Below are 26,820 nucleotides of genomic sequence, written 5' to 3'. Positions count from 1 at the left end.
AGGTGATGCCTGGTCAGCTGAACAACTTGGGCACCCCGTTTACTTCCGCCTTAGCTCCGCCAGGCTTGGCAGATCCTTTGCTCGCTTTCGCCTGGCTTGCCTGTTTACCTTGATCTGCTGGCGCTTCATTGGTCGAGGCCTTTCGTCCTTGGCGACCAACGGCTCCTCCACGCTTCTTCAGGCGCCGCTGGATCGGTGAAGACGGTTCTGCATCATCCTGGCCAGACTCGGCCGCTTCCAGCTGCTCAGCAGCGCCTGAAGCCGTTTCAGCCTTATCAGCGGGAGCTGCTTGAGGACTACCCTGGGTTTTACCCTCAACGGGGTCTACGGGTTGAGGTGAGTCATTCGGCTCTTCACTTAATAGCCAGGAGCCATCCTCGGCGGTCGGCTGCGTTACTGGTTGCTCATGCTCAACTGTGGCCGGCACCGCCTCCCCCTGGCCAGGGATAATATTGGCTTCATTCGGTGCGTCTTCGACTTCTGGGCTCCAGTCATCCAGCTCAGCCGAAATATCACTATGGTTATCTGCGCCAGAGGGTGTCGCCACTTGCCCCCCATCGTCAGATTCGCCCGTGGATTCGGTTTGCTCCGCAATCGATGCAACATTCCCCCCGTTTGCCATGAGCGAGATTGGTTCCTGGGGCGCGACCCGTGCAATGTTCCCACCGGCCAGGTCAGCGCCATCCGCCAAGAGCCAGGCTCCCTCTGAATCGCCTTCACTGCCTTCGTAGGGCTTGTCTAATGTGGCGTCATTCTTTCCATGCTGCTTATCCCGTGCAACATTCCCACCGCCGCCAGGGGCATCTTCCAACAGCCAGGCGCCAGCACTATCCGTCTGCTCGCCTGAAGCTGCCTTGGCTGGGGCCTGCTGTTTCTGGGCGCGCTTGTCCTTCTGTGCAACATTCCCACCGCTCGGGCTGGTCTGGCGGGTCTCTTCCTGTGCAGTATCCCCACCTGTTGTCACGGGGTCATCCAATAGCCATGCGCCGGCCATTTCCGTCTTGGTGACTGATTTTGTGCTGGGCGTAGCGGCTTTGCTTGCTGCCTCTGCGCTCTCCTGTGCAGTATTCCCACCGCTTGAGTCGGACTGCTGCTCTGCCTTCTGTGCAGTATCCCCACCGGGTTTCGGTCCCGTAGGCGCTGATGCAAAGAGGTTGATTTCACATACATCTGACGCCGGAATTCCCTTGGGCTTGGTCATGCGTTCTTCCCGCCTACCACTGTCTTTTGTTGGGGCAACGCCTGCGCTACCAGTGTTCTTGCCTTGGGGGCCTAGGACCATCACCTCATAGGCGGTTTCTTGCGGGTATAGGCCTTGGTGCTCAACTGGCAGCTCGACTGCGATCATCCCCCTGAACTCGATAAAGCCGGATCGTACCCGCCACAACGCTTGGTCAGCTGGCACTGCCCAGGTCTTAGCCTTCTCACTACCCTCAGGAACCCCTTCAATTGTAGTGATGAGCCAGCCACGATCGGCCAATGCTGCCAATAACACCTGCGTAAACTCGCCCGCCTGGCCCCGGGCTCTGAAGTCCCCACCAAAGGCCGCGGCAACGTCATCATCCAACTTGGAAAGGGCCGTCTCCCGGATATGGTGCTCTGAGAGGTAAAGACGCTCACCAACGCGAAAACCAGCCGCTTTGATCCGCTTCGCCAAGCCTTTCACCTGATAGGGCACTTGAGGAACCACACGCAAGAAAGTCTCAATCGCAAGATCCTGGACGTTCAGAGTCTCAAGTACCCTGCGTTTCTCGCCTCGTGTCGCGAGACCGTCAATATCTCTTAGCTGCTGCAGGAGGGTGACTGCGCGGCGCATCCCCTTGCTACAAAGCCCGGGGAAAGTCACTGGCATTAGGTTGGGAGAATGCTCGTATTTCACAGCGAGAAGCAGGATCGAGCGCTCATCTTCTGGCAGCTCCCACCAAGCGGGAAATTTAGCCAACAAGCGTCCGCTCTCCTTGTCGTGGTAAGACAGGCGGACCCACTCCCCGTTCTGTTTCGCATGCGAAACAGTCTTGCCAATGTCATGGGCAGCCGCAGCTAGCGGGAGGAGGGGGTCGGCACCCTCGTACTCGAAGGCCTCATCGATCACGCCGAGATGGTGCTCGAGCAGCGTCGTACTGTGACCGTCACCGCAAAAAGCATCAGGGTGCGCCTGGAGGTAACCGAGCAGCTGGTTAATTAGCGGCATGTGGTGTGCCGGCACGCTACCCGCCAGCTGCGCTTTGATGGGCTTGAAGCTAACCGGATCAGGACAAGGCATGTTCGTGATCGAGAGATCCATGCCACGGAATTCGCCACGCGACTTTGCTCTCTGTCGGCGGGTTATTAGTCCCACACCCACCATAAGCATGACGATCGTAGAACCAGCGGCCATCCCACCGGCCAACCATGGCCAGACAACACGCAACCTCGTCACGACAACCTCAGTAGCCGCAGATGCCGCATTCGCTGGGTTAATCTCGCTTTCACCCTCTACCCAAAAGCCAGCACCGGCTAGCCACTCCTGCAGCGTTTCCGGCCCCATAAAATAAAACGAAGTCGTCGCGGCGAGACTATAGAAGGCAGTCAAAGCAATAACGGATCTTAGCAGTGTCGAGCGATAACCCATCAAGCTCATGTCATACGCTCCAGGCGCTTGATACGCCGGTAAGTCGGCGGATGTGTCGAGAAAAGGCCCCAGCTCGGCTCGAGACTCCCGGAAAGTCTGCTGAGAAGCCGGCAGCCTGCCATTGGTGAGGTTGCATGTGCCGCGTCACGATCGGCCCGATATTCCATGAGACGCCCTAAGTGGCGATCCATAGCTTTGAAAAGGCCTAGTGCCAGATGTAGCCCCAAGCTAGCCACAGAGAAGTACAGTCCGCTCAACAGGCCAACGAGTGGAATAGGTCTGAGAACCGTATAAATCAGCCGCGCCAGCCAAAGCGCCACACGCAATATGCTGTGCTGAGTCCACCAGCAAAGGCTTGCTGAGGCATCCCCACGGCGCAAGTGTGACCTCTCGTGCGCCAGCAGCCACTCAAGCTCATCAGGAGGCAGATTGAGCGCGCCCCGGGAAACGATTACAACGCCACCCGTAGGGCTCGGTATTGCATAGGCCTGAAGGGCAGGGGTTTCATAAACCCAGACATGATCTGCAATTTCACGAGCCCCGGGGAATAGCCGGCCGATCCGGTAACTGGCTGGCGCCAGCCTAAGCCCTAGCCAGGCGAGGGCAGTCAGGCCCCCACCTGCGAGGAAGGTGGCCTTGGCCAGCCAAGGGACAGTCATCAGCTCGCCAGGGGGTCGCAAGAACTCCAGTGGCAAGCCAACGAAGACCACAACCGGCAACACCACCATCACAGTGAAGCCAAGCCCCCCAGCGAAACAGGCCGACAAGGCAGACAAAAGTGCTAGCATCGAACAGGCCTACCCTTGTCCCTCGGCCAGCATGCGAATAGCCTCCTGGGTGCTGTGACCCTGCTCGGTGAGCTTCATCAAGCGGGCCTGATCCTTGGGGTTGGTCGAGTACAGGAAATAGGAGTATGGGTCGACCACAAAGCGGAAAAGACCACCGCCGCTCTCGTGCTTGACGAAGACCTCCGAATAGCCGGCACCGGGCTTCACACCGCGCAGCATGTCGAAAAGGAATTCATCTTCGCCGCCCAACTTGCCGTTTTTCTGTGCGTAGTCCAGCGAGGGGCCTGACTGTTTGAGTACGAAGGTCCAAGGCGCATTGTCGAAGGCAGCCTGAGCGGCCGGCGACAGATCGGTATCCTTGAAGCCCTGGGTGATGAAACCAGCACTGCCGTAATACTTACGGATGCGTCGGAAAGCAGTCTCGATGAACTTCCCGCTTTTGGGGTCCGCAAGCAGATCCCACGCCTCATCGATCAGCATCATTTTCGGGATGTTGCGCGGACGCAGATACATGTCCCGCGTCGTCCGCGCCATGAGCAGCGTCATTACCACGTTGCGCAGCTCACGGTCGACGTTTAGCTCTTCCAGCTCCAGGATGGTGAACTCGTTGGAAAGATCCAGCTGGGGCTCACCGTTGAACCATGCCGCGTGACGGCCCACCGCATACGGCTCCAGCTGCAGCGCAATGTTCTTGGCTATGGGATCGTTTTCTGCACGGGCTGCGAGCCACTGATAAACATGCTTGGTTTCCATGACCTCACCCTGGGCATCATGAGCCTCGAGTATGGCCTTTTCGATCAGCTGATATTCGTAGTTATCGGGCTCACCTAAAGGGAATGCCATCTGAGAAATAGCATCCTTCAGCACCGGGATCATTTCGGCGATCTCGCTACCGCCATCGTCATCCTCGTAACGCTGCTTGCCCTTAATACCCCAGAACGGGTTAAGCGAAACCGGATAATTGGGATCGAACCTTAGTTCCTGACCGCCCAGCAGTTCACACAGCTCCTTATAAGAGCCGCCCACGTCAATGATACGGACCACGCCATCACGACAACGCATGTCGGTAACGAACTCGTTGGCAAGGAATGACTTACCCGCACCAGAGGTCGCGATCACCGAGAAATTGTAAGAGGTGGCCGAATCGAAGATGTCGATGCACGACATTTGACCGCGGCGAGAAACCAGCAACAGACCGTTTGCGTAGAGGTAAGGGTTCCCCTGTGGGTCTTTGCGCACCACTGGCCCGTTACCACCCCAATCGCCCTGACAGATTGAGGCGCAAGCGCCGTTTAGGCTGGACACCATCTGTGCCCGCTGAAGGCCTGATGTAGGCTTGTCCATGCGAGGGTTGTAGCCCCATGGCAAGGACGACAACCAGATAGGCAGCGAGATATAGCGTTCACGCGAGGCTCTGAAGCCTGCTTTCCGCCACAACGAGGAAACATAGTCCGCGTCCGAGGCTGCTCGCTCAGGCTCGGTGATGATGTTGATCCCCGACCACATACGTACCGGGCAGTAGTTCGAGCGAGTATCGTTGAGCAGCTGCTGGGTATCTCTACGCCGCGTGAAGAGGTGCGGCATCATCCCCTTATACCACTCGGAATCACTCATGCACTGCTTTGAGATCATGCCCATACGCATGGTGATGTCATCGCGTGCCTTTTCAGTGTTCGGCTTGTAGATGGTTGTGTACATCCAGTAGGCCGGCGCGATGCGATCGGTTGCCGACTTCAACTCCCCAAGCATATCGCCGGTCATGTAGAGGCGCAGGTAGTCCGGGTAGGTGTCGATGGTCAGGGGTACGAGATCCACCTCCCGCTCATTGTCGCTGAACTGGACCGCACCCGAGGACTTCACGCGAATACGTGTACGCTTATCGAAGATGGAATCAGCGAAGTGGCCACCTTCCTCCTCAACCCGCTGAAGCTCACCCGGCACCATTTGCGGGTTGGCGATACGGCGCAGGACACGTCGCGTACCCAATTCGTTCATAAGGGCTGGCGCAAGGCCCATCGAACTGAACGTCCCCATCACCGACTGCCGAAATTCATCGCACATGTGCCGCCATGAGCGGATCTCTTCAGCATGCTCTGGATCGCCGCCAAAGGTCATGGTAAAGAAGGCGAAGTAATGCACCTCCCGGGGATATAAGCGCTCATTGGGCAGCAGGCTCTTGTTCCCGGCCGCGGCATCCAACATGTGCTTGCTACGGCGCGCTACCAGCTCTTTGAGCATGGGATCTTTGCAGTAACGCAACCGCCGTGTCTGCCAGGTATTGATGCGATCTTCGATGGCCGGCGAACTATGGGCAACGAACTGAATAACAGTGTCCGCTGGCGCTCGTGTGATCAGCGACTCGATCTGCTCCTCGATGTCCTTTCCAGCCACCATCAATGGCGCAAACTGGACCCCGAAGCCCAACTGCGGGTGTTTGCCATCATCCCGAACACAATAGTTGTCTTCATAGTCGATGTAGGGCAGCAAGCTCGCCGGGTCATCCCGCTCAGTCAGCGCCTCGGCTGCCTGGAGGGGGAGGGCGCGATCGCCATAATCAGGGGCACCCTGCTGTATCATGCGGCGCACCTGATGCCGCATACGACTCATCGCGGTTATTTTCATATCAATTCTCCGGGACGATCTGCATTGACGGCTGGATGCGATACGGATTCACGCTGTCACCTTGCGATCTCGGTGCGATGTGTTGAACGCCAGGGGCAGGGCCTATCATGCCAGCACCAATGCCATCCTCACGCAGCTGGCCATACCGCCACTCATCGGGCAGGGTCACATACAGGTACTCGCCTGATCGCAGAATGCCGTCATCGCCGCGCCATGGTGCAACCCAGATACGCACGGGTTTACCCGGCTGATAGACAGGCTTATCGGTTAGGCCACCCCCGTTATAGGGGCGCCATTGCTCGATCTTTTCTTCCTCCGCTTCCGAGGCATCCTTGTGGCCTTCCATCACCGATTCAGAAGAGCCATTATTTGCCACCGCGGCTTCATAAACATCGCCAGTGTCGACACACTCGCTTCCCAGCTCGCAATCATGCTGGACCGTGGCACAGCCACCAAGGAACAGCAGGGCGGCCAGGGGGATCATCAACTTAAAACTCATCGTATTAGCCCTCGCTCGGCATCTTGTCGGCCAGCTCGTAGGCTTCCCACTCGAGCTTCTGGCCTTCCTGGATTACAACAGTACCGCGGCGCCCTGACGGAACCTCGATCACCGGGAACATGGATTCAGCCTCTTCGATATAACGCTCTGCTAGGATTTCCATGGCGCTGCCAGCACCGCCGTACATGCCAACCTCCGCGACACTATCTGGGTCGACCGTGGTGACCACACCACTGCCTGTGACTGCCGATTCAGCACCTTGGGCCGCTGTTCCCGCAATGCGGCTGGCGCCTTCAGCAAATCCAGCTAGCATGGCCTTACCGAGTAGGGCGCCAGCTCGACGCTCAACCTTGCCGCGTAGCCCTAGTCGGCCATCTGAATCCACGATGTAGCCATTGATGGGTGACTCGAGCATCATCCCTGTTCGTGTATCGACACAGGAAATACGAGAGACGTTGATATGTGCTCGCTCGCTCGATAGGTCACCGTAGCCACCGCCCATGCCAAAGCAGTCGGAGAGGCGGTACCGCGCACTACCAGGCAGGAAAGCATCGTTCTGAATACGGAAGAGCACCGGCTGAGGGTTGTTACGGGTACGCTCGGCAGCACCGAAATCGGCGCCGGTCAGCATCGCCACTTCAGAGAACGACCCCATCGGCAGGAATCCTGCTTTTGGTGGGCCAAGATCCTCTTCGTCGTCGTCCTGCTGGACCTCTTCATTACGCAAGATCCGAGCACTAGATTCACCGCTTGAGCCATCAAGCACGATCGGGTCTGCCGGTCCTTCATCTTTCTGGAGCTGGGGAAACTGTGAAGGGATGACGCCGCCCTGATTCGATGCTTGCTGCCTCGGGGGCAGACTGGAACGGCCAGAACCCTCATCCCGACGAACTACCGGGGGCGGGGGCACTACACCTGCATCATCATCTCGCGGCGGACGAAGATAGTCTGACGGGGAGCGATTGGCGTCGTTACTGCTGTTTGAAGATGTTCCAATGCGGAGTTCACTAGAGGTATCTTCACCACTCGAAATATCGGCCAGGCGCGAACGCAACTCTGCCATGGTCGACCGTGTATCCTCACGCTCCGATTCCATGCCAGCCTGCATTTCTTCAAGCTGCGCTTGAAGTCTTGCATCCCGCTGTTCTTGGCTCTCGCGCTGTTCATCCAATTCCTCGTGGGCCTCCCGCAATTGTTGCTGCAGTCGAGAAATGGTGACTTCCTCGCCATGCCGAGTATCCGGCGTGGTGTCCATAAATTCCGGGGGAGGCGGCGCCTGGTCATTGCTGCTGTCGCGGGCACTGATAGCGTTGCTGGCCACAAGCCAGATGACTAGGCAGGCCCCACCTCCATATAGGAGCCACTTGCGTCCCTGCGCACGCTCCAAAAGGCTCTGAGAGACAACCTTGGACTTGGCGCGAGCCTTGGCCATCTTAGACCCATTATCCTGGCCAGATTCATTCGGCTGCTGCTTGTTCTCGTCTTCAGCCACGGTCAACCTCCACGACAATCATTCGGGGCTGTTGGTGCTCGCTTACCGTGTCCCCTTCCAAGGAAACAGCAACGACGCCATCGCGGTAGAAGTCGCGAGGCTCTACCTCAATGGCGGTATCAGAGGACAGCCGGTAGATATTCACGACATGGCCAGAACCACGGTACTGGGTATCCGCTGTGAGCTTGAGCGTGCCTCCATTGGGCATTTCCAGTCGGGCACTCGGCGGGGCGCCAGCCTGCTCAAAACCGCTGGGGCGAGCCTCTTGGAAAGCGGACAGGATAGTGTCAGCAATCCAGCGATCCTTGGGGCGACTCTCCCTTTCGGGCTGCTCGGAAATGTCCGGGGCGTTTTTATACCGGAATACCTGCGCATCGATTCCGGTTTCCGGCTCCAGCTTCACCGTGAAGGCCTCGCCGCTTCGGAGCTGAACGAAGATAGAGAAGGGCTCGGCCTCATCTGCGGGCCGGATTAGGAGACCACGCTTGCCATCAGTCGGCACCGGGTTGTCTCGCAACTCGGCCTCGGGGGGGATAACAACGGTGGAGTACGGCTCAGGGAATACCAGCCGGTTGTAAGCATCGGTGGACACAGCCACCTTCTGGACATCATCGCTGGCGCTGGTAAAAGGGGCGACGGCAAGCGCCGCCACCATGACCAACCCCCGCATCTTGGGCTTATTCATTCGTCCTCCAAAGAGAAACCAGCGACATACGGAACGCCACCGCTGAAGGAATAGCGGACACGGTACGTAATCGATTCGTCTTCGATCTGTTCGGTGCCATGCCAAGCACGCAAGCGTCCAGTGACCAGCACGGTGTCGTCCAGGGCTTCGGTCCCTTCAACGAACAGGGCCTGGGTGCGCTCTGAATTCTCCAGGTCTGGAATGCGGGCTAGAAGATCGTTGCCGACTTTGGCATGAAGGGCCGGCGTCATCCGGTTTTGGAACCGAGCGTATTGTTCCTGCACGTTCCGAGGGGTCCAGGTGCTGTGCAACTGAGCATCCGCGATCGCTATCTCGGTGAGGTAACTCGCATCGGTAGTGTCAGCACTCGCGCCGACCTCGACTGGCCCATCCATGAGGTGCAGATTGTAGGGAACCAGCCGGGTAGGCATGTTCGAGCTGAGCTGGACATAGCTCTGTAAGAGATAGATCAGCAACCCAGCCAGGAGCAGGGAGGTGAACATCCAGCCCCTGGCAGCGATCCACTGATTTCGCAATGCATTGAGGTATTTCATCAGCGAATGTACTCCAAGCGCATTGGTCTAGGTGCGTATTTGCCAAGCAGCGGGTCAAGCTTCAGCCCCATCCGCCACAAGACATGCTGCACTTGTCCCCGCTTCTGGCCGGCACGCATCTTCTTGGCCATCATCATGAGAAAGATCCCCGCAAATAGACCTGGGATGAAAAACCGCATGATGATGCCTACGCCGATTACCATGATGGCGACAACCACCTCGGTCATCTCCCAGGCAAAGATGGGGATAGGTGCATCAACATCCTGCGGTATCCGATAGGATTCGTTGGACATGACCCGCTACTCCTTTTTCAGACGCCTGAGAACCAGCTGAAAATTTCCTTGATCATGAAGGGACCGACCGCAAAAGCGCCGGCGATCCCAAGGCCCAAGAACGCCGGGGCAGCGGATTGACGGCCAAGGCCCACTAGGCAGCCGATGATCAGCGCCAGAATGGAAATGCCAATACCGAAGGGGCCGTGCGCCAGGTCTTCAACCTTGTCTGCAAAGTCTTCAAATTCGTCCTGCGCCCACGCCGGCATGGCCAGGAAAAAGGTGGTGGCCACGAGCAGCGAGCGTTCGGCGGCACGCTGCTTGTTCATGATGAGGCCTTCGCGCAACTGGGCGAACTTGCCTTTCTTGGTCGTGGCCTGAGTGTCTACGGAAGTAGTCATTGGTACTGATCTCCTAATGTCGCGAGGACTTCGTTTGCGTATTGTTGGCCTACCGGACTATCCGGTGAACCAGCGTTATAAGCGGCCAATGCCGCCTCCCACTCGCCGTAGCGCGTGATGTTGTCGTAGAGAATCCACGTCCCTACAGCGATGTTCGTACACTCGTTTTCCAGCAACTCACGCTCGGTTATTCCCCATTGCTGGAGATAACTCCGGTTGGTTTCCTGGTCGAGCCACCATGTATTGACTTGCATAGCGCCCAGGTCGTAAGTGCCGTTCTCGTTCGGCCCTATGCGACCTACTAATTGCCCACGGCTGCCGCTTTCCTGAAGGCGTACAGCAGCGACAATCTCGATGGGTACTTGGTAGTAATCAGCGATTTCAGGGGCACAATCAGGTAGGGCAAACACTGACCACCTCCTAGCGTTTTTCTTCAGCTACGTCCGCGATTTCCTGATCCCCAGCGCCAGCATCTTCGCTAGCTTCTTCTGGGGCGCTCTTAGCTTCAGGCTTGGCCACATCAAACGGCGTCATCATCCGCTCAGCGACCATCGCAGTTGGACTGACGCGATCCATTACCAGACCGACCTCAAGGCTCTCTTCAAAGCCACCGTCTGCCCCTGGCTTGGGAATCTTCCGCAACAGCCCTGTAACTCGTCCCTCGACATGAAGGGCGGTGCCGGCTTCGTACTCGACCAGACGATCTACAACGCGCCCGAAAGCGGCCATGCCCACCACGCCGGTATGCTGAAACGAGCGGCCCAAGTCAGGCCGGTCAGGACCAATCTGAAGGTAAGCTGTGGAGGGTGGCCCCTCCCTCTCGGGGGTTTTCACACCCCTAAGCAAGCCAATCGCAATGAAGCGATTGAAGAGGTGTTTCTCGATGTTGCCCTCAATCATCGGGGCGGCCGGCTGGATGTTGTTGGCCACCAGTTCAGCGCTCAGGTGCTGCTCGCCTGTGTGGTGGGCACGACGCACGATGCCACCCACATGGCCGAATATCTCGATGTAGGAATCAACTTCCAGCTTGGCGGCGCGATCGGACAGATGGCTCGGGATGCGAACAATGATCTGATTCACAGATTGAATCAGGGCTTCTGTACTTCGCTTGCTCTTGCCAACCTTGAGCACCATCAGGCCAGAACGACCGCGCTCCTTTGGCGCCTCTTTTCGTAGAATCTGGGCGTGGGCGATAAAGACGTTCATTGATCTGCCTCCAGGTAAAAAATCTCGGCGCGACGGTTTGCCGCCCGCGCCTCATCAGTCGTGTCGTCAACCAGCTTGGGATAGATGCCATGCCCTTCCGTCAGGAACCGGGCATTTGGCCAAGCCACATCGAGCTGTCCTGCGATCGCGTCAGCGCGGCGTTGCGAGAGAGGAATGTTGTAGGACTCGGTGCCGAGATGGTCGGTGTAACCAACAACGAGAATTCGCCCAGCCAAGTCTTCCCCTTCCAAGAAGGAAGACATTTCACGCTGCGAGGCAGGCGTCAGCTTTGTGGAGTCGAACTCGAAGTGGAATCGCGCCAGAGGCACAGAATTCATGGCGTCCTTGTAGTCATCCGGCATCGAGGCATAGCGCTGCTGCCAATACGCCTCGTCGTAGGCGGTGCCGCCGTGAGCGTATCGACCAAGCCCCTGGCCAGCCCCGTAGTACCAGTTGGTGGTACGGGTCGCGTTGACCCCTTGAAGCTCATAGGCCGGGATCACCACAAAGCGGCTCGTCATCGTGTTGTACGAATCAGGAAGCGTCGTGGTACGTGCGTGCTCTTGCGCCGGGGGGTGAACTGCGCAGCCAGCAAGAACGGCTGTCAGCGCGACAGCAAGGACAGGGTTTCGCGGGGTCATTAAAGGTTCTCCAGGTACTTAATTACGGCCTCTGCCTTCTCGGAAACGTCTCCCGACAGGCTTAATAGCTTCACGTCAGAGAGAGACACAGCGACAAAGGCGGGGTACTCGCGAAGACCCGCCCGACCGGCAAGCCTCGCTGCTCGCTCAATCGCTTCGACAGAGCTGGGATCGCTTATATGATCGTCCGCAAACTCGTTCCATCGAACTTGGGGCACATACAGCTGGAGATGCGCCAGCACATCGTCATAGTCCTTGAGGGGGACGCCTGTTTCGCCAGCAGCGAGAAAAGCCTTACGTACCTCATTGGCGACCCCAGGAATGGAGCGTGATGCGTAGAAAGCGCGCTCTCTCCATGCTCGCTCAAGGCCGGTATGGGAAGGCAGGGGGGCGTAGCGGTACTCCAGGCCTGCCGCTTCGACGGCTGCCTGAATGGAAGGGTGGTGTTGCTCCATGGCCTGGCAGTGCGGGCAATCGAAGCTGGCAAACTCAACCAGCGCCACAGGTTGATCATTTGCGGCATACGCGCCAGCAGCGAGCCCCAAGGTGGTCACGGTGACACCGAGAATTTTACGGATAGGGTTTAGCAAGCGGGTGGGGGAGATCATTGCTCGCGCTCCCCGGACTCATCGCTAGATTCGTTCCCTTTGTGGGTTTCGATCCAGGCGTCCTCGTGCAGCAAGCGCCACACGGTAAAGCGACAAGCGTAGTCGGCTGATTCAAACGTCTCGTGAACCGTCTCCTGCTGCTTAGGAAAGGTCAGCTGCGTGAGAGAGGTTGCCACATTGCCGAACCACAGAACCGGCTGACAGGTACGCTCAATACGTTCTGATGAATCGGTCGCCAGAACAATCCATGCGACCCAAACTAATATAGCTACGCCAATAAGCGTGCTGCCTCGCATCGCCATCATCTCCATTCCGCCTCCCAGCGGTGCTCTCTCATAGGTGCCCTTGGTGGGCCTCGCAGGTAGATAGGGCAGCCACTGACACTTAACCGGAGGAGATGAGAATTTTTTTTGCGCGAGTTGCTTTGCTGGCGCAGGCCAAGGCTTAGGGGGAGATGAAAACGACTATTGGGGCGAGATCAGAACAGAGTGAGCTGGGTTTCTTTCGTGTGAGGTGAAGACGAAGGGCTGCTTTGCCCATCAACGGCTGCCGGGTAGTCCCCCGAGGCATCATCAGCGCCAGCGAGCCACGCCATATCCTCAGAGGACCAAGGACGATAGGGAGAGGGCTGATAGCGGCCCTGCTTTAGGTGAAGCTCATGTGACAGGCGGTAAGCCTCGTCGCGTACTTGATCCATTGCCTTTCCGTTAGGATGTGTTTTCGGGATGCTAACTCAAACACTAAAGCTGGCGCGATCGCATGGACCGCGCCAGCTTACTTCTTACTGGTCGGGCTTATCGGCCACCAGGATGGTCACGTTAACGCCAGTCCCGGCGAACTCGCCCTGATAGCTAGCAGTCCATTCCATCTCCCGGCCTGGCAGTAAATCCTTGCCGCGCATGCTGCCGGGGAGGATAGCCACAAGTCGCCCGCCAGGAGCCAGACAACTCGCTGCGGCTTCAAGGTGATGGAGGGAGCTATTGAGGCCCAGGGAAAATCACAAAGAGGTGCGGCGCTCACCTTCTCCGGGCGGTGCATACTGGCTAAGGGTTGTCTCCAGCTGCTCAGGTATCTCAAGGCAAGTACGAAGCTCACATTGAGCATGGATCAATAGCGCCAGCTTGGGTGTCCACTCAGGCAGCCCGAGGTGGCCTACATACTCTTCAGCAACAGGGCCAGTAAGAAACTCTGCTGCTGAAAACTGGTGCTTGAGGTTGCTACTCTTCAGGTCGTCAATCGCCTTCAGGAATACCTGCGTGAGCAACTGCCGGTGGGGCAGCAGCTCCTGCGACTGATGGCAATCGGTAGACACAATAGCTTGCCCTGGAATCAACACATCAGCTAGGGCGGAAACTTGTGAGTCCATAAGCTTGCTACTCCTCTCCAGAGCCTGCCATGCGGCTTTTAAGGTGATTGTCGATTGAAGCCATGACTTCCATCGGGTTGGCCACACGATCGAAGCGAGCTTCGCTGGTACCAGTGCCTGCCGCCGACATTTCCACGGTCCCGTATCCCAGTAAGCGCCCCATAATCGTCTGGTTCACTTCGGTAGAACGAATGTGGTCAATAAACAGGGGTGTAACACGCCTAGCGATGATGCCGTGCCGCTCTATAACGCGATCGGGGCCTATCGCGTACTCGTGGGCAAGACGCTGATAGGCGACGTTCAGCAATCCCCAAGCGGCTAACCCCATCCCTGCCCAGGAAAGGATGTTCGTCAGGGCGTCTGGAGCATTGGCACCAGCGAGGGTGAAGGGGGCATGAGGCGCAAAGTGCAGCGCTGCCCCCAAGGGTACGAGCAACCAATGGCCCAACAGGGCGCGGTGACTGACTCGAAAGGTGGTCTTGCTTGTCATGGGTTTTAACTCCCGGCTGCGGCCACCTCCGCGTTTTCTTGCAGCCGGTGGCTCAGTTGTGATTCTGCCGATTCAACGTGGAAAAGCTCGATGCTGTCATCCGGCCAGCGGATCAGGACGAATCCATCACGCAGCAGGTGGGTAAGGGGGGTAGGGCCAGAGATGACAGGTAACGAAGGGCCTTCAAGCGTATGGAGTTCCCAGCGACTCGCAGAGCGGTCATGAAGCAAAGCCGCGTTGTCAGCGCCGCCTGGCCACTTTAGATCACAGTCACGCTCAAGACGCCTAACTAGCTGTCGGGCCTGGCGGGAATTACGAAGCCCGCTCATAGGCAACCTCCAGCCCATACGCTTTCTTTACGGCGCACTCAATTTCTTGGCGCACCCGCTCCATCGTCAGTAACCGCGCCCCCTCCTCATCAATTAACAGCGTCAGTTTTCCATTGCCTTCGCGCATAGTCGCCCGATCTACGACCAGTCGTGAGAGCAGGGAAAGCTCGTCTTGCGCGTTCTTGATTAGGGTATCTGAATTCATATTAACAGCCTTAACTATACTAGACGACATTTTTAATTTAGTTTCTTAAACGTTGTATTCTGATGCCGCGCCAGCCCTTATTGCCATAAATTTGCCTCTACGACCTTGCGCTACAATGTAGGAGCGCTGCGCTTGCGGTGGATCGGGATTGCGCAGAGGATACTGGGTCTGAAATTGCTTCGCAGGGTTTGAAGTAGAAATTGTCGTATAGTATAATTTATATATTTGGCAGCAATTCTGCCCGAGGCCATCAAAACAAGGGAACAAAGGGGATCAAAATGACTATCAAGCAAACTCTCAAAGGTCTGGCTGCCGCCTCAATGCTGCTTATGGCTGCCGGTTGCGCAGCACCGCAAGGGGCTGGCATGTTGCAAAATTCAGCCGTCAACGCGATTACAGGTGTGGCCGATGTGATAGGCGGTCGTAACAACAGTAGCGCCAGCGCAGCGGGAGCCGAGTCAGTCAGTCAGATGCAGGGCATGCAGGGTTTGGTTAATGGCGGTAAGGCCGGTATGAGCGGTGCGGCTTACGGGGCTGTTGGCGCTGGCGCACTAGGCGTGGTCGATAAGGGGATGCGTGGTGCTTTCACCGCGTTGCAGGGCGAACCTGAAGTCGGGTTCGAGGACGTGGCCAACATGAAACAGAACATCGCCAAGAGTGATCCTTATGTCGATAGTGAAGGCCGCACCTGCATTGATTACTACATTACTGTCACTGATGGCCCCGAGGACAGTGATCAAAATGTCACTACCTGCCAGAATGCCGGTGGCGACTGGGAACGAATCTGATCCGATCAGCGGCCACTCAAGCAGTGGCCGCTCAGCTTTTGGAGGGCAATATGGCTGACGATAATATCAACACCTCGCGGTTCAATAAGTCTGCGCAGGACATGACCAGGCTGGAAGTTTTCACGATGACCGCCATGCACGCCATTCTGCTTGGCGAGGGAGGGGGTAAATTAAGCCCCGAGGAAGTCGGCGAGAACGCGGCAGCCTTTGCCGAAGCATCCCTCTCCGCGGCCTCTGAAACGCTCGATGACAACGACACGATGCCGAGTTAAACCCATGCGAGACTGCAAGTACGCGATCGGGCAGCAACCTTAGCGGTTTGCTGCCCGATTTTCGTTAGATGGCGGCGTATTTGTTTCGCATGCGAAACAATCCAACTGCATCTTCGATCTGCTATGTGACCGTCCTCCCCCTATCCGGGATGACACCAGAATTACTCATTATATTGGCGTCTAAAACTGCCTTTCGTTCTGGAATAGTCCTATATATAGGACTATAATGGAGGGACGTTCCCAAGCACTTAGAGAGAGACAGCCCATGGCTAACCCGCTGACTTACGCGAAGCTCAACCAAGCTGAAAGCATGATCGTTCTGACCACTGGCCATCTCCCTCAAGAGGAGGTGGAAACGGTGGAAACGCTCCTAGCACGGCGCGAAATCAACGGTGCAAATGCGCACCGGGAGTGGTTCGTAATTTCAGCGGGATATACCTATGACGGAGCCGAATACGACCCGTTAGCCAAAGTTTCAAATGATGTGCCAGTGCTGAACAGTCTGGCCAGTGAAGCGCGCAAAACTGGCGTCCGCTGGCTCATGTTCGATGCTGATGTCACGCCTACCGATGGTCTGACGGTCTATGGCAGGTAAGCCAATCCTTGGCGGCTTTGGAGCCGCCAGTGCTTTAAATGATTTAGCGAGTATTCCCATGCCAAGCTATCAGGATCAGCAATCCAAACACGAAACGAATCCCCTCATTTCCCAACAGAAGACGCAGCACGCCCTCTACCCACGGGAAGACTGGCTGCTTGAGTACAAGAATGGGGATACAGCCCTCCCTTATTGGGACTGGGTTGAGATGGTTCGCGGTCAGGGGTTACAGAGCGTCCAGCATGCTGTCATTTTCAGCAATTAATGCGACCCTCAGCGCGTAATATCGGGCTATTATGGCAGTCTGTACAGGATTGAATGCGACAGATTTAATAGAAATTGCTGCGACAGAATGCGTTTTATTCACTATTTGGTGCGACTGCCCATGCCATTGCCTACATCCGTTCGTAACATCGGCCCTACCCGACGAAGTGTGTCTGGCTACTATGCCTTTCGCGGGGAGGAGTCTATTGAGTTCGAGTCGACGCTCGAACGTGATTTCCTCATAAAGGCTGACTTTGATGTGAGCGTCCTTGGTGTGATATCCCAGCCGTGCGAGATCCCGTTTCATCATCCAGTGACCGGTAGGCGTTACACCTACACGCCGGATTATTTGGTTTATTACCGTCTCGGTAACCGTCATTACAAGGACTACCCGAAACCTCTCCTGGTAGAGGTCAAACCACGGGAAAAGTGGCAAGCACATTGGCGCGAATGGTCGCCTAAATGGAAGGCGGCTATACGGCATGCCAACAACGAGGGCTGGGCGTTTCGTATTCATGATGAAAGCCGCATTCGTGATAAGACCCTGGACAACATCACTTTCTTGGCGCGTTACAAACGAATGGTGTTTCCCTCTGTTGAAAGCCAGGCAGTGCTCAACACGGTGAGGGAGATGGGGGTGGCGACCTTGGATTACCTGCTGTCTCGGCACTTCATGGGTGACATTTACCGGGCAGAGGGAATTGCGCATTTATGGCATCTGCTGGCGACCCGGCAGCTAGATTGCGATATGGCTCAATCCTTTAGCCCTCTATCAGAGGTGTGGGTACCCGATTATGAATAATCATCGTGACAACACAGCTGAACCCAGTAGCGGCGTCGCCCAAACACGCCAACACTTGCAGATCACGGTGGGTGAGCAAGTTCAGAAAGATGGCACCGTTTACCGTATTTCTCAGGTGCTCGATTTTGAGACGGTCATTGGTATTGCCGTTGACTCCGGGCGTAGTTGTCCGCTTCGCATCAGTGAATTAACGCCTTTTCATAACGGGCCTGCTCCCCTTGAGCAGGATATGTCTGAGATTGGGGATGCCGATTGGCGGGAGGCTGAGCATCGCCTTTCCATCATTAAGCCCTTGGTGGATCGTCATACCGTAGGGCGAGATGCAGCGGAAGAGCGTGCTAAACAAACGGGTGTGGATACAGCCACGATCTACCGTTGGTTGAAGCGGTATAAAGCGACGGGCTCGGTGCTTGCATTGATTCCTCAAAAGCCAGGATGGAAGAAGGGTAAGTCGCGTATCCCCGCGCATGCCGAAGCGGTAATTCAGGAAGTCATCAAAGACGTGTACCTGACGCTGCAGCGTCCCTCCGCGCAAAAAGCGGTACAGGAAGTGATGCGGCGCTGCCATGAACGGCGCATTGACCCGCCGAGCCCTGGTACCGTTCGTGCTCGTCTGCGTGATATCCCGGAGCGTGACCGATTGCGTGGCCATGGCTTTAGAGACAAAGCGATTAATAAGTTTCAGCCGGCGGCTGGAAAATTTCCCAATGCGGACTATCCGCTAGCGGTCATGCAGATTGACCACACGCCTGCCGATATTATTTTGGTGGATGACGTGCATCGCAAACCGATTGGTCGACCATGGATCACGCTGGCAATGGACGTGTGCACTCGCGTAGTCACGGGCTATTACTTATCGTTCGACCCACCCTCTGAAACATCCGTCGGCTTGTGCGTGGCTCAATCAATGCTGCCTAAAGATGAATGGTTGCTGCTGCATAACGTGGAGGCAAAGTGGCCGGTATGGGGCACTCCCGCCACGATTCATGTCGATAACGGCCCAGATTTTCGCTCAGAGACGTTTCGGCGCTCATGCCTAGCCTATGGGATCAACCTTGAATTTCGGCCTGTTAAGCAGCCTCGTTACGGTGGTCACATCGAGCGGTTGCTGGGCTCTCTTCTCAAGGAGATCCATAACATGCCTGGGACGACCTTTTCCTCCATTAAAGAGAAAGAGGGGTACGATCCAGAGAAACACGCAGCCATGACGAAAAGCGAGTTTGAAGAGTGGCTGGTGACGTTGATTTGTAAGGTTTACCACCAGCGTCTTCATTCTGGAATTGGTATGTCACCGATGAGGAAATGGGAAATCGGTGTGTTTGGCAATGCTGACGTGCAGGGAGTGGGCTTAGCACCACGGCCTGCTGATAGACTTTCTGTATTGCTCGATTTTTTGCCCAGCTTTCAGCGCACGATCCAGACCTTTGGTTTGACCATCGATGGCATGAACTATTACGACGAGGCGCTAAGGCCATGGATCAATGCTAAAGATCCAGACACGCCAAACAAGAAACGTACTTTTGTATTCCGACGCGACCCTCGCGACATTAGTGTCATTTGGTTCAAAGACCCAGAACTCGGCCACTATTTTCGCATTCCCTTTGCCAATCTTGCCCTCCCCTCAATGAGCGTTTGGGAGTATGCACAGGCGAAGGCGCGCCTTCGCCAGGAAGGTAGGAGCTCGGTGAACGAGTCTGAAATCCTACGCGCTATTAGTGAACTGCGAACCCATGTGGAGGAGTCGCAAGCACGCACTAAGCGAAGTCGCCGTCAGGCACAACGACGTAAAGAGCATGAGAAGAAGGTGACACCTGCAGATCCCCTTTTACATGCGCCCTCAACCGCGCCCCCCTAAGAGTCACCCGCTCAGGGAGATGGTCTCTTATCGGGTGATATCGATGTGAATTGGGACATAGCATGAGCACACACCTTCATCCTGATCTTCGTCATGTCTTGGGGCTGTCCGCTAAAGAGCGAATGAAGTTTATGGATCAACCGCGATGGTTGGGGTATCCATTGGCTAATCGTGTCATTGAGGTCATGCGTGGGCTGATGGAGAAGCCTAGTCGCCCTCGTATGCCTAACCTTTTGCTCGTGGGTGACTCCAACAACGGAAAGACAACCATCGTTCAACGGTTTCGTAAACAGTACGGTGAGGGCTACGTGAATGATGACGTAGAACCTGTGAAACCCGTGATCGTCACTCAAGCCCCACCGAGTGCCGATGAGAAAAGTCTGTAGAGCCGGATAACCAAGCAAAGAAGATCGACTCTGAGAAAAGACGTATTCAAGCATGTCTCAGTTCTATGCCGTCCGCTTCATTATCAGACCAAGTGCTGCAAGCCTATTGGCTGCAATTGGAAACCTGTATACAGGCGGGCAAAACATCCCACACCTCCGCACGACTTGCACTAAGCGCGGCAGCCGCATTGTTGCTCAATACTGACCGAGAGGGACAGCGTCTACCTAACCAGGGTGATGTGTAAGCGTCCGCCGATCACCGCGGGCGTGTTATCAGGCGGTTTTTTGCCAGTTTTGCGGTAGGAGTTCGTAAAGTTGGCTGGCCTTGTGGGTCGGCAATCGCTCCAGAACGTCTCGAAGGTAGGCGTAAGGATCATGGCCATTGAGCTTGGCGCACTGGATCAGGCTCATAACGTTGGCCGCGCGCTGGCCACTGCGCAGTGACCCGGCGAATAGCCAGTTCGAACGTCCGAGCGTCCAAGGGCGAATCAGGTTTTCTACCCGATTATTGTCAATGGGTAGTCCACCGTCGTCGAGGTAGCGCGTTAGCGCTGCCCAACGCTTCAGACTGTAATCTAGTGCCTTGGCCGTCGCCGAGCCGTTCGGGACCTTCTCGCGATGCGCCAACATCCAGCGGTACAGCGCGTCGACGAGGGGCCTTGCGCGTGTCTCCCGCAATCGTTGACGCTCTTCCACGGTGAGCGATTGTGTCTCGCGCTCCACCTGGTAGAGCTGGCCGATTAGCGCGATGGCCTGCCCGGCGATCTGGCTCTTGTCGGCCACGTGCAAGTCGACGAACTTGCGTCGTGCGTGGGCCATGCAGCCGATCTCGGTCACGCCCTTGGCAAAGCTCTGCTTGTAGCCGCTGTAGTCGTCGCAGATCAGCTTGCCTCGCCAGTCGCCAAGAAAGTCGCGAGCATGCTGACCGCCGCGCCCCTCGCTGAAGTCGTAGACGACCGCCTTCAACTCGGCATAGGGCGTGGTGGCATAGGCCCAGAGGTAGGCCCGGTGGGTTTTCTTCTTCCCCGGCGCCAACATCGGCACCGGGGTCTCGTCGGCATGCAGTACCGGCTCATTAAGCAGCAGGTTGCGTAAGGCATCGAGCAGTGGCTGAAGCCGTACGCCGCAGATACCGACCCACTCCGCCAGGGTGGAGCGCGGAATCGGTACGCCGGCGCGGCCAAAGATCTGCTCCTGGCGATAGAGCGGTAGATGATCGGCATATTTGGCAATCAGCACCTGAGCCAGCAGGCCGGCGGTGGGGATGCCCTTGTCAATGATCTGTGCCGGCATCGGCGCCTGGACCAGTGTTTCGCACTGGTCACAGACCCATTTGCCGCGGATATGGCGTTCGACGTGGAACACGCCCGGCGTGTAATCGAGTTTCTCTCTGACCTCCTCGCCAATTCGCCGCCGTTGGCAGCCACACTCACAGTGCTCGCTCTCCGGATCATGATGGATCTCGGTGCGCGGCAACTCAGGGGGCAAGGGGGTGCGCGTAGGCGTCTTCTTGGTCGCTGGCGGCGTGTCGGGGGTGGCCAGGTCTTCCAACTCGGTCTCGATGGCCGCGATGTCGGCATCCACCCCCTCGTCCAGCAGGCTGATTTGCAGGACGTTGAGCTGTTCGCTGCGCTTGCCGAAGGCATGACGCTTGAGCAGTGCCAGTTCATAGGTCAGCTTCTGGTTGACCTGCTCAGTGTGACGCAGTGTTTTCTGGCTCTGCGCCAATGCCTGTCCCTGCTGCTCGACCTGCGACATCAGCGATGCCGCCAGGTGGCGGAGCTGATCGGGAGAGAGCTGAGACAGGTCGGATGGCGCGTTCATCGGGTGAGTATGCCAGCGGCCTGAGGAAAAGGGGATGGGCCTATCATCGAATACCCCGCCACGGCGTTTTGTGCCGTTCGTGGCAGGTGCGCCTTAGACCACCGAGATCACGCCGGCGGCCCCAATGCGCTGCCAGGGCAGACCTTGTACCAGCGCTGTCACCTGTTCGGGAGAGAGCTCGACGCGATCACCGTGCCCGTTGCCGGCCCTATGAAACTTGCCCTGGTTCAGACGCCGGGCGCACAGCCAGATGCCCAGGCCATCGTGGATCAACACCTTCATGCGGTTACCGGGGCGATTGGCGAACAGATAGGCGCAGTGTGGCCGGGCGGCGCCGAACACCTTCACCACCCTGGCCAGAGCCGTGTCGGGACCAGCGCGCATGTCCAATGGTTCGGTGGCCAGCCAGATCTCGTCGATACGCATCATGACAGCAGATCCCGAAGCAGCGCCCGACACCCCTGCGCATCGGACAATGGCCATTCGATGGTCACCGTGCCTTTGGGGCTCGGCAGTGAAAGTCGAATACGCTCGGCTTCCCGAAGCGGGGTCGAGGCCAGCGTTGCGGTGCTTGCCATCGGCAACGGGACAAATGCCGGGGGTTCACTTACCGGCGCCGAGCGACGAGCCTCACGGATCCACTTATGGACCAGATTGGTGTTCAGAGCATGCTCCAACGCGATGCCAGCCACTGAGGCACCAGGTTGTTGGCACGCTTCGACGACGCCGGCCTTGAACTCGGCTGTAAAGCGGCGACGCTTTCGAGGCGCCTCCAATACGCTTAACTCACTCATAATAGGTGTCCACTAAGGAATAGGTGGACACCTACCGTCATCGAAGTCGGGTCTCAGCGGAAGGTGTGTTCACCGGCCGGATACGGTGATGTAGACAGTTACTTGAGTGCGGTGCCCGGACAAGCAGCCTCGGTGACGGGGTTTACCAATTTCTTAAATCGTCAACATGCCACCACACTGGCTCCTAGAGTGGATGAGAAGCGAGCAAGAAAACGGCGAAAAGAAAAGTTGGCTCACACCATGATGCAAATGGCTAAGTGCGTTGATAAAGAGGAAGAGTGGAGGGATCGGTGGATCGTCACAGCCATGGAGTACTTTCATGACAAGAAAGTATCTAAAAAAGCACTTCGTCAGCAGACCATAGAGCATTCAGGAGACGGGGTTCGGGTTAGCTTGGAGGGTGTGAGCTACTGGCTGCCTATTGCATGAGGGCGCATGCGCCTGCTTGATACGTTAGCAAGCACCAAAGCGCACTTAAGTGTAAACCCTGGTGTTTGTCGTTAGGTGCGTTATGGATGTACCACCCCGGCCTGTTGGCCGGGGTGATTCGAGGGAGAGATCAAAGCATTTTCTTCAGCTCCCCGTAGTCTCCCCCAACACGCAAGACCACGGTCACGTCGTTGTCATTGCGGTTACGGAAGAACCAGCCGTGGTTGCCAGTGAAAGCAGCTTCAAGCTCTCCCTCATCCTCAGGTACGCCACGCCCCTTCTCGTAGCTGATTGAGTTTCCATTGCCATCGCCGTGGGTATCGAAATTAAGTGGCCCACCGTCGGACATCCAAGCGAATTTCGCTACAGCACCTTCGTCCATCGTTAGCTTATACTCGGTACCTTCACCTGGCGCGAGTGTAAAAGTCACCTCATCACCCCATGCCGCAGTTTCTTCAGTTGCCTGGGTAGATGTCTCCTCAGCGGCTGGAGCGTCAGCAAGCGCTACGTTTGCTTCAGTCTGCTCCATCTTTTGGTCTTCTGGTAACGAAGCGGCTACTTGCCCCCTCTCTACGTCTGAAGTCGGTGCAGCACTAGCGGTTGCGGTCGAAGGTTGGCTATCACTAACGGCCTCTTGAGGTGCAGTGGGTTCAGAAGCCTGTTGGGCACTGGCTTGATCATTGGCTTGGTCGAGCTCGGCTTCCTCAGCCAACTGGGTCTTGATTTCTCCCATCTCAGTCAGTCCCAACAAGCGCCCAGCGCCGGTGGGGTCAACGGCATACTCAGCAGGCAGCACGACGCTGATCAGCAAGGCGGCGGCAATAACGGCTGCCATCAACGTAGAGCGCAGTAACTTACCCGTTGACGGCAGCTCGGCACGGGTTGGAAGGTCAGTGTTATACATCGGTAACTCCTTCAATTAGGCAATGAAATAGCCGGTCAGTTGATAACCCACCAGCATAAAACCAGCACACATCATGGCGACGTTGGCGGTATACGCATGACGTAAGAAGCCAGTAGTGCGTCGCCAGAAGCCCATCACAATGAGAATGGCGCTCAATGCCAGTAGCTGGCCGATCTCTACGCCTACGTTGAATGCCAGGAGATTAGGGACGAGACCATCGGGTGAGATATCGTACTCAATGATCTTGCTCGACAGGCCAAAGCCATGAAACAGACCGAACACCAACGTGGCGACCTTGGTGTTGGGCTGAAAGCCGAACCAGCGCTGATATGCGCCGATGTTATCGAGCGCCTTATAGACAATGGAGAGCCCGATGATGGCATCAATTAGGTAGCTATTGATGCCGATATTGAAGTACACCCCGAGCAGCATGGTCGTCGAGTGACCGATGGCAAAGAGGCTGACGTAAATAGCGATATGCTGCATTCGGTAGAGGAAAAAGATGACCCCTAGCAAAAACAGGATATGGTCATACCCCGTTACCATGTGCTTGGCACCGAGATACATAAACGAGATCAGATTAACGCCATAGATCTCTTGGATGTAGCCCTTGTCACCTTCAGCCACCGCGTGAGCAAGCGCTTCGCCACTGGCTCCCAGTAGCATTAACAGCAGAGTTAGAAAGGCTAAGGCGTGGCGTCGGGCCATCATAGGCAAGCCGAGCACACCCCTTACTTGGGATGGAAACATGTAACCTCCACGGGTCTGACATTAGTATTGGCCACCCGAAGGATGGCCCCAGTTATCAAGCGACAACTGGCCGTGGTGGTCGCTCCAATCGGTAGGCGCGACGCAGGGGTAAACCGCGCCGTTCGCCTAGCCGCAGGGCATGACGGACGTTCGGAGCGATGACAAGGCCCGCCCCCAAGCGATCCGCTTGTTCGTGGAAGTGACTGCCGCTCTCATGAGAAAGATGTCGACCGTCATCGTGCTTATGCCCATGGGAATGCCCATGGCCCTTCTGCACACTCTCCTGGTGAGATGACTCAACGCCAACCAGGCTCATTGCGCCATGCGCACTCGCTTCGCCCACACTGGTAAGCATCAGGCTAGGCAAAAACAGCAGTAGCAGGGTCAGATAGCCAAGGCGGTGACGCAGCCGATTGAGCATTTGAAGCAACCAGGACAAAAATTGATGATAAAAAAGTAGATAACAGTTTGCTTACGCCGTAGCGCCGCGTAGCAATAATAGATTACCATCCCCTCCAGGGGGATAGGAATAGAATAAGGGAAAGAAAATGACAATACATACGCACCAGTCACATCCTGACATCATCAAGCGCTTGAACCGGGCTCGGGGGCATCTTTCGAGTGTGACGCAGATGATAGAGGATGGTCGCCACTGTCTAGACATTGCCCAGCAGCTCCATGCGGTTGAGAAGGCTATTCAACAGGCCAAACGTGCCTTGGTTTTAGATCATATCGATCACTGCCTAGAGGATGCCTTGGGCGCTCAGGATCAAACACAGCGGGCGCGGGCTGAAGAGTTCAAGGCCATTGCCCGCTACCTGTAAATGCATCTAAGCTCCCCTCTCGTGAGGAACGTTCTATGCTCGATGTACTCGCCCATCGCGTCTATCGCCATCTCTTTTTCGCTCAGGTCATTGCACTGATTGGTACCGGTCTGACCACCGTTGCCCTAGCGTTACTGGCTCATGATCTTGCTGGGGGGCAGGCGGGTGTCGTACTAGGTACAGCGCTGGCGATTAAGATGGTTGCCTACGTGGGCATTGCGCCACTGGTGGGTGCTTACGCCTCACGCCTACCTCGACGCATGTTGTTGGTTAGCCTCGACTTGCTGCGAGCAGCCGTGGTTTGCGCACTGCCTTTCGTTACAGAAGTGTGGCAAATCTATGTGCTGATCTTTCTACTCAATGCTTGCTCAGCAGGCTTCACGCCCGTTTTCCAGGCGACAATACCAGACATCCTAGAAGACGAAGAGCAATACACGCGAGCATTATCCCTGTCACGCCTTGCCTACGATTTAGAGAATCTTCTTAGCCCGATGGTAGCAGCGACATTGCTGATGGTGATGAGCTTTGATGTCCTGTTTGTACTCAACGCCCTGGCGTTCGTGATCTCTGCCTCACTGGTTATATCGGTGCTGTTGCCTGCGTCACAACCGCTAGAGGATATTCCCGGCGTTTGGCGTCGCGTTTCTTACGGCATACGGATTTATCTAAAAACACCTCGTTTGCGCGGCTTGTTGGCGTTGAACTTGGCGGTCTCAGCCGCCGGAGCGATGCAGATCGTCAATACGGTAGTGCTTGTTCGCTCTATGTTGGGGCTTGGCGAGAAAGAAGTAGCTTTGGCCTTTGCGGCCGCAGGTGGGGGCTCCATGTTGGTGGCCTTATTGCTACCCAAGGTACTGGATCGATTGCCTGAACGACCAGTCATGCTGTTGGGTGGCGTTATCATGGCGCTCAGTCTCTACTTAGGCTGGCTAGGCCCATCGTTTGCGGGACTTGTCGGGCTATGGTTGCTACTGGGGGCAGGCGCTTCGATGGTCATGACCCCTACAGGGCGCTTGCTCAAGCGTTCTTGCCAGGCGGAGGATCGTCCAGCGCTATTTGCTGCCCAATTCTCTTTGTCACACGGTTGCTGGTTGATCACCTACCCGTTGGCAGGGTGGATAGGGCTGAATATGGGAATGGCAGGAACATTCGCAATGCTCGGAACCGTGGCTTTAACGGCGACGGGGCTTGCTGCGTTTGCTTGGCCTCGTCGAGATCCAATAGAGATTGCGCATGAGCACTCGCCTATTCGTCATAGTCATCTTCACTATCACGATGAACACCATCAACACGAGCATGAAGGGTGGGAAGGGCCGGAACCTCATCGCCATCCCCACCATCATCCCAGAAATGTGCATCGGCACATATTTGTCATTGATAACCACCATACACGATGGCCTTCGTGACACATTAAGGCTGACAAGTTAATAGATGCCTATTAGGTTAAATTACCACGGGTGATGCCTATTTTACTGAAGGCATTCACCCCAGAAGCTTCGCAGAGAACATTTTCCTTGCTTGAACGTATCGGCGATCCCTGGCAGTGGCCAGCCAATGACTCAGC

36 protein-coding genes are annotated in these 26,820 nt (G+C 56.4%); 10 read left to right on the top strand and 26 right to left on the bottom strand.

Translation table 11 applies throughout. The features are described from left to right. Positions 1-13 precede the first annotated feature (13 nt). The 20 genes from Q3Y66_RS20405 to Q3Y66_RS20310 form a co-directional block, all read right to left on the bottom strand. A complete protein-coding gene (locus tag Q3Y66_RS20405) occupies positions 14-2,620 on the bottom strand; it encodes a hypothetical protein (RefSeq protein ID WP_008958339.1) in 2,607 nt (868 codons plus the stop codon). Further along, positions 2,617-3,399 (bottom strand): M48 family metallopeptidase, encoded by a 783-nt coding sequence (locus Q3Y66_RS20400; RefSeq protein ID WP_008958340.1) that lies wholly within the window; start codon positions 3,397-3,399, stop codon positions 2,617-2,619. Before Q3Y66_RS20400 ends, Q3Y66_RS20405 begins: the two co-directional genes overlap by 4 nt. Before the next feature lie 9 nt (positions 3,400-3,408). Beyond that, positions 3,409-6,021: a TraC family protein gene (locus Q3Y66_RS20395; protein WP_008958341.1), complete on the bottom strand. Its 2,613-nt coding sequence runs from the start codon at positions 6,019-6,021 to the stop codon at positions 3,409-3,411. 1 nt (position 6,022) lies between these two features. Next, a complete protein-coding gene (locus tag Q3Y66_RS20390; protein WP_008958342.1) occupies positions 6,023-6,520 on the bottom strand; it encodes a TraV family lipoprotein in 498 nt (165 codons plus the stop codon). A 4-nt stretch (positions 6,521-6,524) separates the two neighbouring features. Then, positions 6,525-8,012, bottom strand: coding sequence for a TrbI/VirB10 family protein (locus Q3Y66_RS20385; protein ID WP_008958343.1), 1,488 nt, complete (start codon positions 8,010-8,012; stop codon positions 6,525-6,527). After that, positions 8,005-8,697 carry a type-F conjugative transfer system secretin TraK gene (locus Q3Y66_RS20380; RefSeq protein WP_008958344.1) on the bottom strand — a complete coding sequence of 231 codons (693 nt, stop codon included), beginning with the start codon at positions 8,695-8,697 and terminating at the stop codon, positions 8,005-8,007. The genes Q3Y66_RS20385 and Q3Y66_RS20380 overlap by 8 nt, the downstream gene beginning before the upstream one ends. Beyond that, a complete protein-coding gene (locus tag Q3Y66_RS20375; RefSeq protein ID WP_008958345.1) occupies positions 8,694-9,251 on the bottom strand; it encodes a TraE/TraK family type IV conjugative transfer system protein in 558 nt (185 codons plus the stop codon). Before Q3Y66_RS20375 ends, Q3Y66_RS20380 begins: the two co-directional genes overlap by 4 nt. Continuing rightward, positions 9,251-9,544, bottom strand: a complete 294-nt coding sequence (traL, locus tag Q3Y66_RS20370) for a type IV conjugative transfer system protein TraL (protein WP_008958346.1) — start codon at positions 9,542-9,544, stop codon at positions 9,251-9,253. Before traL ends, Q3Y66_RS20375 begins: the two co-directional genes overlap by 1 nt. Before the next feature lie 17 nt (positions 9,545-9,561). Then, a complete protein-coding gene (locus Q3Y66_RS20365; protein ID WP_008958347.1) occupies positions 9,562-9,924 on the bottom strand; it encodes a TrbC/VirB2 family protein in 363 nt (120 codons plus the stop codon). Further along, on the bottom strand, positions 9,921-10,334 hold the full coding sequence (locus Q3Y66_RS20360; protein ID WP_008958348.1) for a lytic transglycosylase domain-containing protein: 414 nt from the start codon (positions 10,332-10,334) through the stop codon (positions 9,921-9,923). The genes Q3Y66_RS20365 and Q3Y66_RS20360 overlap by 4 nt, the downstream gene beginning before the upstream one ends. 10 nt (positions 10,335-10,344) lie before the next feature. Beyond that, positions 10,345-11,130 (bottom strand): hypothetical protein, encoded by a 786-nt coding sequence (locus tag Q3Y66_RS20355; protein WP_008958349.1) that lies wholly within the window; start codon positions 11,128-11,130, stop codon positions 10,345-10,347. Continuing rightward, positions 11,127-11,771, bottom strand: coding sequence for an OmpA family protein (locus tag Q3Y66_RS20350; RefSeq protein ID WP_008958350.1), 645 nt, complete (start codon positions 11,769-11,771; stop codon positions 11,127-11,129). Before Q3Y66_RS20350 ends, Q3Y66_RS20355 begins: the two co-directional genes overlap by 4 nt. Continuing rightward, positions 11,771-12,379 carry a thioredoxin domain-containing protein gene (locus Q3Y66_RS20345; RefSeq protein ID WP_008958351.1) on the bottom strand — a complete coding sequence of 203 codons (609 nt, stop codon included), beginning with the start codon at positions 12,377-12,379 and terminating at the stop codon, positions 11,771-11,773. Before Q3Y66_RS20345 ends, Q3Y66_RS20350 begins: the two co-directional genes overlap by 1 nt. Then, positions 12,376-12,684 carry a hypothetical protein gene (locus tag Q3Y66_RS20340; RefSeq protein WP_139041564.1) on the bottom strand — a complete coding sequence of 103 codons (309 nt, stop codon included), beginning with the start codon at positions 12,682-12,684 and terminating at the stop codon, positions 12,376-12,378. Before Q3Y66_RS20340 ends, Q3Y66_RS20345 begins: the two co-directional genes overlap by 4 nt. Positions 12,685-12,857: 173 nt before the next feature. Further along, the gene (locus tag Q3Y66_RS20335; RefSeq protein WP_008958353.1) at positions 12,858-13,076 is read right to left on the bottom strand and encodes a hypothetical protein; all 219 of its coding nucleotides are present in this window, start codon (positions 13,074-13,076) and stop codon (positions 12,858-12,860) included. 84 nt (positions 13,077-13,160) lie between these two features. After that, positions 13,161-13,301, bottom strand: a complete 141-nt coding sequence (locus tag Q3Y66_RS20330) for a hypothetical protein (protein WP_008958354.1) — start codon at positions 13,299-13,301, stop codon at positions 13,161-13,163. Positions 13,302-13,376: 75 nt separating this feature from the next. Continuing rightward, complete coding sequence (locus tag Q3Y66_RS20325) at positions 13,377-13,745, bottom strand: hypothetical protein (RefSeq protein WP_008958355.1); 369 nt, start codon at positions 13,743-13,745, stop codon at positions 13,377-13,379. Between the two features lie 7 nt (positions 13,746-13,752). Beyond that, positions 13,753-14,235, bottom strand: a complete 483-nt coding sequence (locus tag Q3Y66_RS20320; protein WP_008958356.1) for a PH domain-containing protein — start codon at positions 14,233-14,235, stop codon at positions 13,753-13,755. A gap of 5 nt (positions 14,236-14,240) precedes the next feature. Beyond that, positions 14,241-14,564, bottom strand: coding sequence for a hypothetical protein (locus tag Q3Y66_RS20315; RefSeq protein ID WP_008958357.1), 324 nt, complete (start codon positions 14,562-14,564; stop codon positions 14,241-14,243). Further along, positions 14,548-14,769: a hypothetical protein gene (locus Q3Y66_RS20310; protein WP_008958358.1), complete on the bottom strand. Its 222-nt coding sequence runs from the start codon at positions 14,767-14,769 to the stop codon at positions 14,548-14,550. Before Q3Y66_RS20310 ends, Q3Y66_RS20315 begins: the two co-directional genes overlap by 17 nt. 278 nt (positions 14,770-15,047) lie before the next feature. On the opposite strand from Q3Y66_RS20310, the gene Q3Y66_RS20305 reads away from it, so the two are divergent. The 7 genes from Q3Y66_RS20305 to Q3Y66_RS20275 all read left to right on the top strand — a co-directional run bounded on the left by Q3Y66_RS20305 (position 15,048) and on the right by Q3Y66_RS20275 (position 19,731). After that, positions 15,048-15,557, top strand: coding sequence for a hypothetical protein (locus Q3Y66_RS20305; RefSeq protein WP_008958359.1), 510 nt, complete (start codon positions 15,048-15,050; stop codon positions 15,555-15,557). A gap of 50 nt (positions 15,558-15,607) precedes the next feature. Next, positions 15,608-15,829 (top strand): hypothetical protein, encoded by a 222-nt coding sequence (locus tag Q3Y66_RS20300; protein WP_008958360.1) that lies wholly within the window; start codon positions 15,608-15,610, stop codon positions 15,827-15,829. A 265-nt stretch (positions 15,830-16,094) separates the two neighbouring features. Beyond that, entirely contained in the window at positions 16,095-16,424 is a 330-nt protein-coding gene (locus Q3Y66_RS20295; protein ID WP_008958361.1) for a hypothetical protein, read from the top strand. Next, positions 16,414-16,689, top strand: a complete 276-nt coding sequence (locus Q3Y66_RS20290) for a hypothetical protein (protein ID WP_008958362.1) — start codon at positions 16,414-16,416, stop codon at positions 16,687-16,689. The genes Q3Y66_RS20295 and Q3Y66_RS20290 overlap by 11 nt, the downstream gene beginning before the upstream one ends. 120 nt (positions 16,690-16,809) lie before the next feature. After that, on the top strand, positions 16,810-17,490 hold the full coding sequence (locus Q3Y66_RS20285) for a heteromeric transposase endonuclease subunit TnsA (protein ID WP_008958363.1): 681 nt from the start codon (positions 16,810-16,812) through the stop codon (positions 17,488-17,490). Beyond that, entirely contained in the window at positions 17,483-19,345 is a 1,863-nt protein-coding gene (locus tag Q3Y66_RS20280; RefSeq protein WP_008958364.1) for a Mu transposase C-terminal domain-containing protein, read from the top strand. The genes Q3Y66_RS20285 and Q3Y66_RS20280 overlap by 8 nt, the downstream gene beginning before the upstream one ends. A gap of 62 nt (positions 19,346-19,407) precedes the next feature. Next, positions 19,408-19,731 carry a TniB family NTP-binding protein gene (locus Q3Y66_RS20275; RefSeq protein WP_035586967.1) on the top strand — a complete coding sequence of 108 codons (324 nt, stop codon included), beginning with the start codon at positions 19,408-19,410 and terminating at the stop codon, positions 19,729-19,731. A 273-nt stretch (positions 19,732-20,004) separates the two neighbouring features. Here the strand turns inward: Q3Y66_RS20275 and Q3Y66_RS20270 are convergent, their stop codons facing one another. From Q3Y66_RS20270 to Q3Y66_RS20260, 3 genes are all read right to left on the bottom strand, one after another. Beyond that, positions 20,005-21,555 carry an IS66 family transposase gene (locus Q3Y66_RS20270; RefSeq protein WP_008958366.1) on the bottom strand — a complete coding sequence of 517 codons (1,551 nt, stop codon included), beginning with the start codon at positions 21,553-21,555 and terminating at the stop codon, positions 20,005-20,007. Positions 21,556-21,648: 93 nt separating this feature from the next. After that, positions 21,649-21,984, bottom strand: a complete 336-nt coding sequence (gene tnpB, locus Q3Y66_RS20265) for an IS66 family insertion sequence element accessory protein TnpB (RefSeq protein ID WP_008958367.1) — start codon at positions 21,982-21,984, stop codon at positions 21,649-21,651. Then, the gene (locus Q3Y66_RS20260; protein ID WP_008958368.1) at positions 21,981-22,349 is read right to left on the bottom strand and encodes a transposase; all 369 of its coding nucleotides are present in this window, start codon (positions 22,347-22,349) and stop codon (positions 21,981-21,983) included. The genes tnpB and Q3Y66_RS20260 overlap by 4 nt, the downstream gene beginning before the upstream one ends. A gap of 102 nt (positions 22,350-22,451) precedes the next feature. Between Q3Y66_RS20260 and Q3Y66_RS20255 the strand changes: the two genes are divergently transcribed. After that, entirely contained in the window at positions 22,452-22,778 is a 327-nt protein-coding gene (locus tag Q3Y66_RS20255; protein ID WP_238528543.1) for a hypothetical protein, read from the top strand. Between the two features lie 130 nt (positions 22,779-22,908). On the opposite strand, the gene Q3Y66_RS20250 is transcribed toward Q3Y66_RS20255, so the two are convergent. The 3 genes from Q3Y66_RS20250 to Q3Y66_RS20240 form a co-directional block, all read right to left on the bottom strand. After that, positions 22,909-23,682 (bottom strand): hypothetical protein, encoded by a 774-nt coding sequence (locus tag Q3Y66_RS20250; protein WP_008958370.1) that lies wholly within the window; start codon positions 23,680-23,682, stop codon positions 22,909-22,911. Positions 23,683-23,697: 15 nt separating this feature from the next. Continuing rightward, positions 23,698-24,348, bottom strand: a complete 651-nt coding sequence (locus Q3Y66_RS20245) for a HupE/UreJ family protein (RefSeq protein ID WP_035586969.1) — start codon at positions 24,346-24,348, stop codon at positions 23,698-23,700. A 139-nt stretch (positions 24,349-24,487) separates the two neighbouring features. Beyond that, positions 24,488-24,853, bottom strand: coding sequence for a hypothetical protein (locus tag Q3Y66_RS20240; protein ID WP_008958372.1), 366 nt, complete (start codon positions 24,851-24,853; stop codon positions 24,488-24,490). A 127-nt stretch (positions 24,854-24,980) separates the two neighbouring features. Here Q3Y66_RS20240 and Q3Y66_RS20235 point away from each other — a divergent pair, with 127 nt between their 5' ends. After that, positions 24,981-25,256, top strand: coding sequence for a metal-sensing transcriptional repressor (locus tag Q3Y66_RS20235; RefSeq protein ID WP_008958373.1), 276 nt, complete (start codon positions 24,981-24,983; stop codon positions 25,254-25,256). 35 nt (positions 25,257-25,291) lie between these two features. After that, a complete protein-coding gene (locus Q3Y66_RS20230; RefSeq protein ID WP_008958374.1) occupies positions 25,292-26,662 on the top strand; it encodes an MFS transporter in 1,371 nt (456 codons plus the stop codon). Positions 26,663-26,820: the final 158 nt, after the last annotated feature.

Source organism: Halomonas sp. HAL1 (assembly GCF_030544485.1).
Classification (GTDB): Bacteria; Pseudomonadota; Gammaproteobacteria; order Pseudomonadales; family Halomonadaceae; genus Vreelandella; species Vreelandella arctica.
This window is presented reverse-complemented; position numbering and strand designations above follow the sequence as displayed.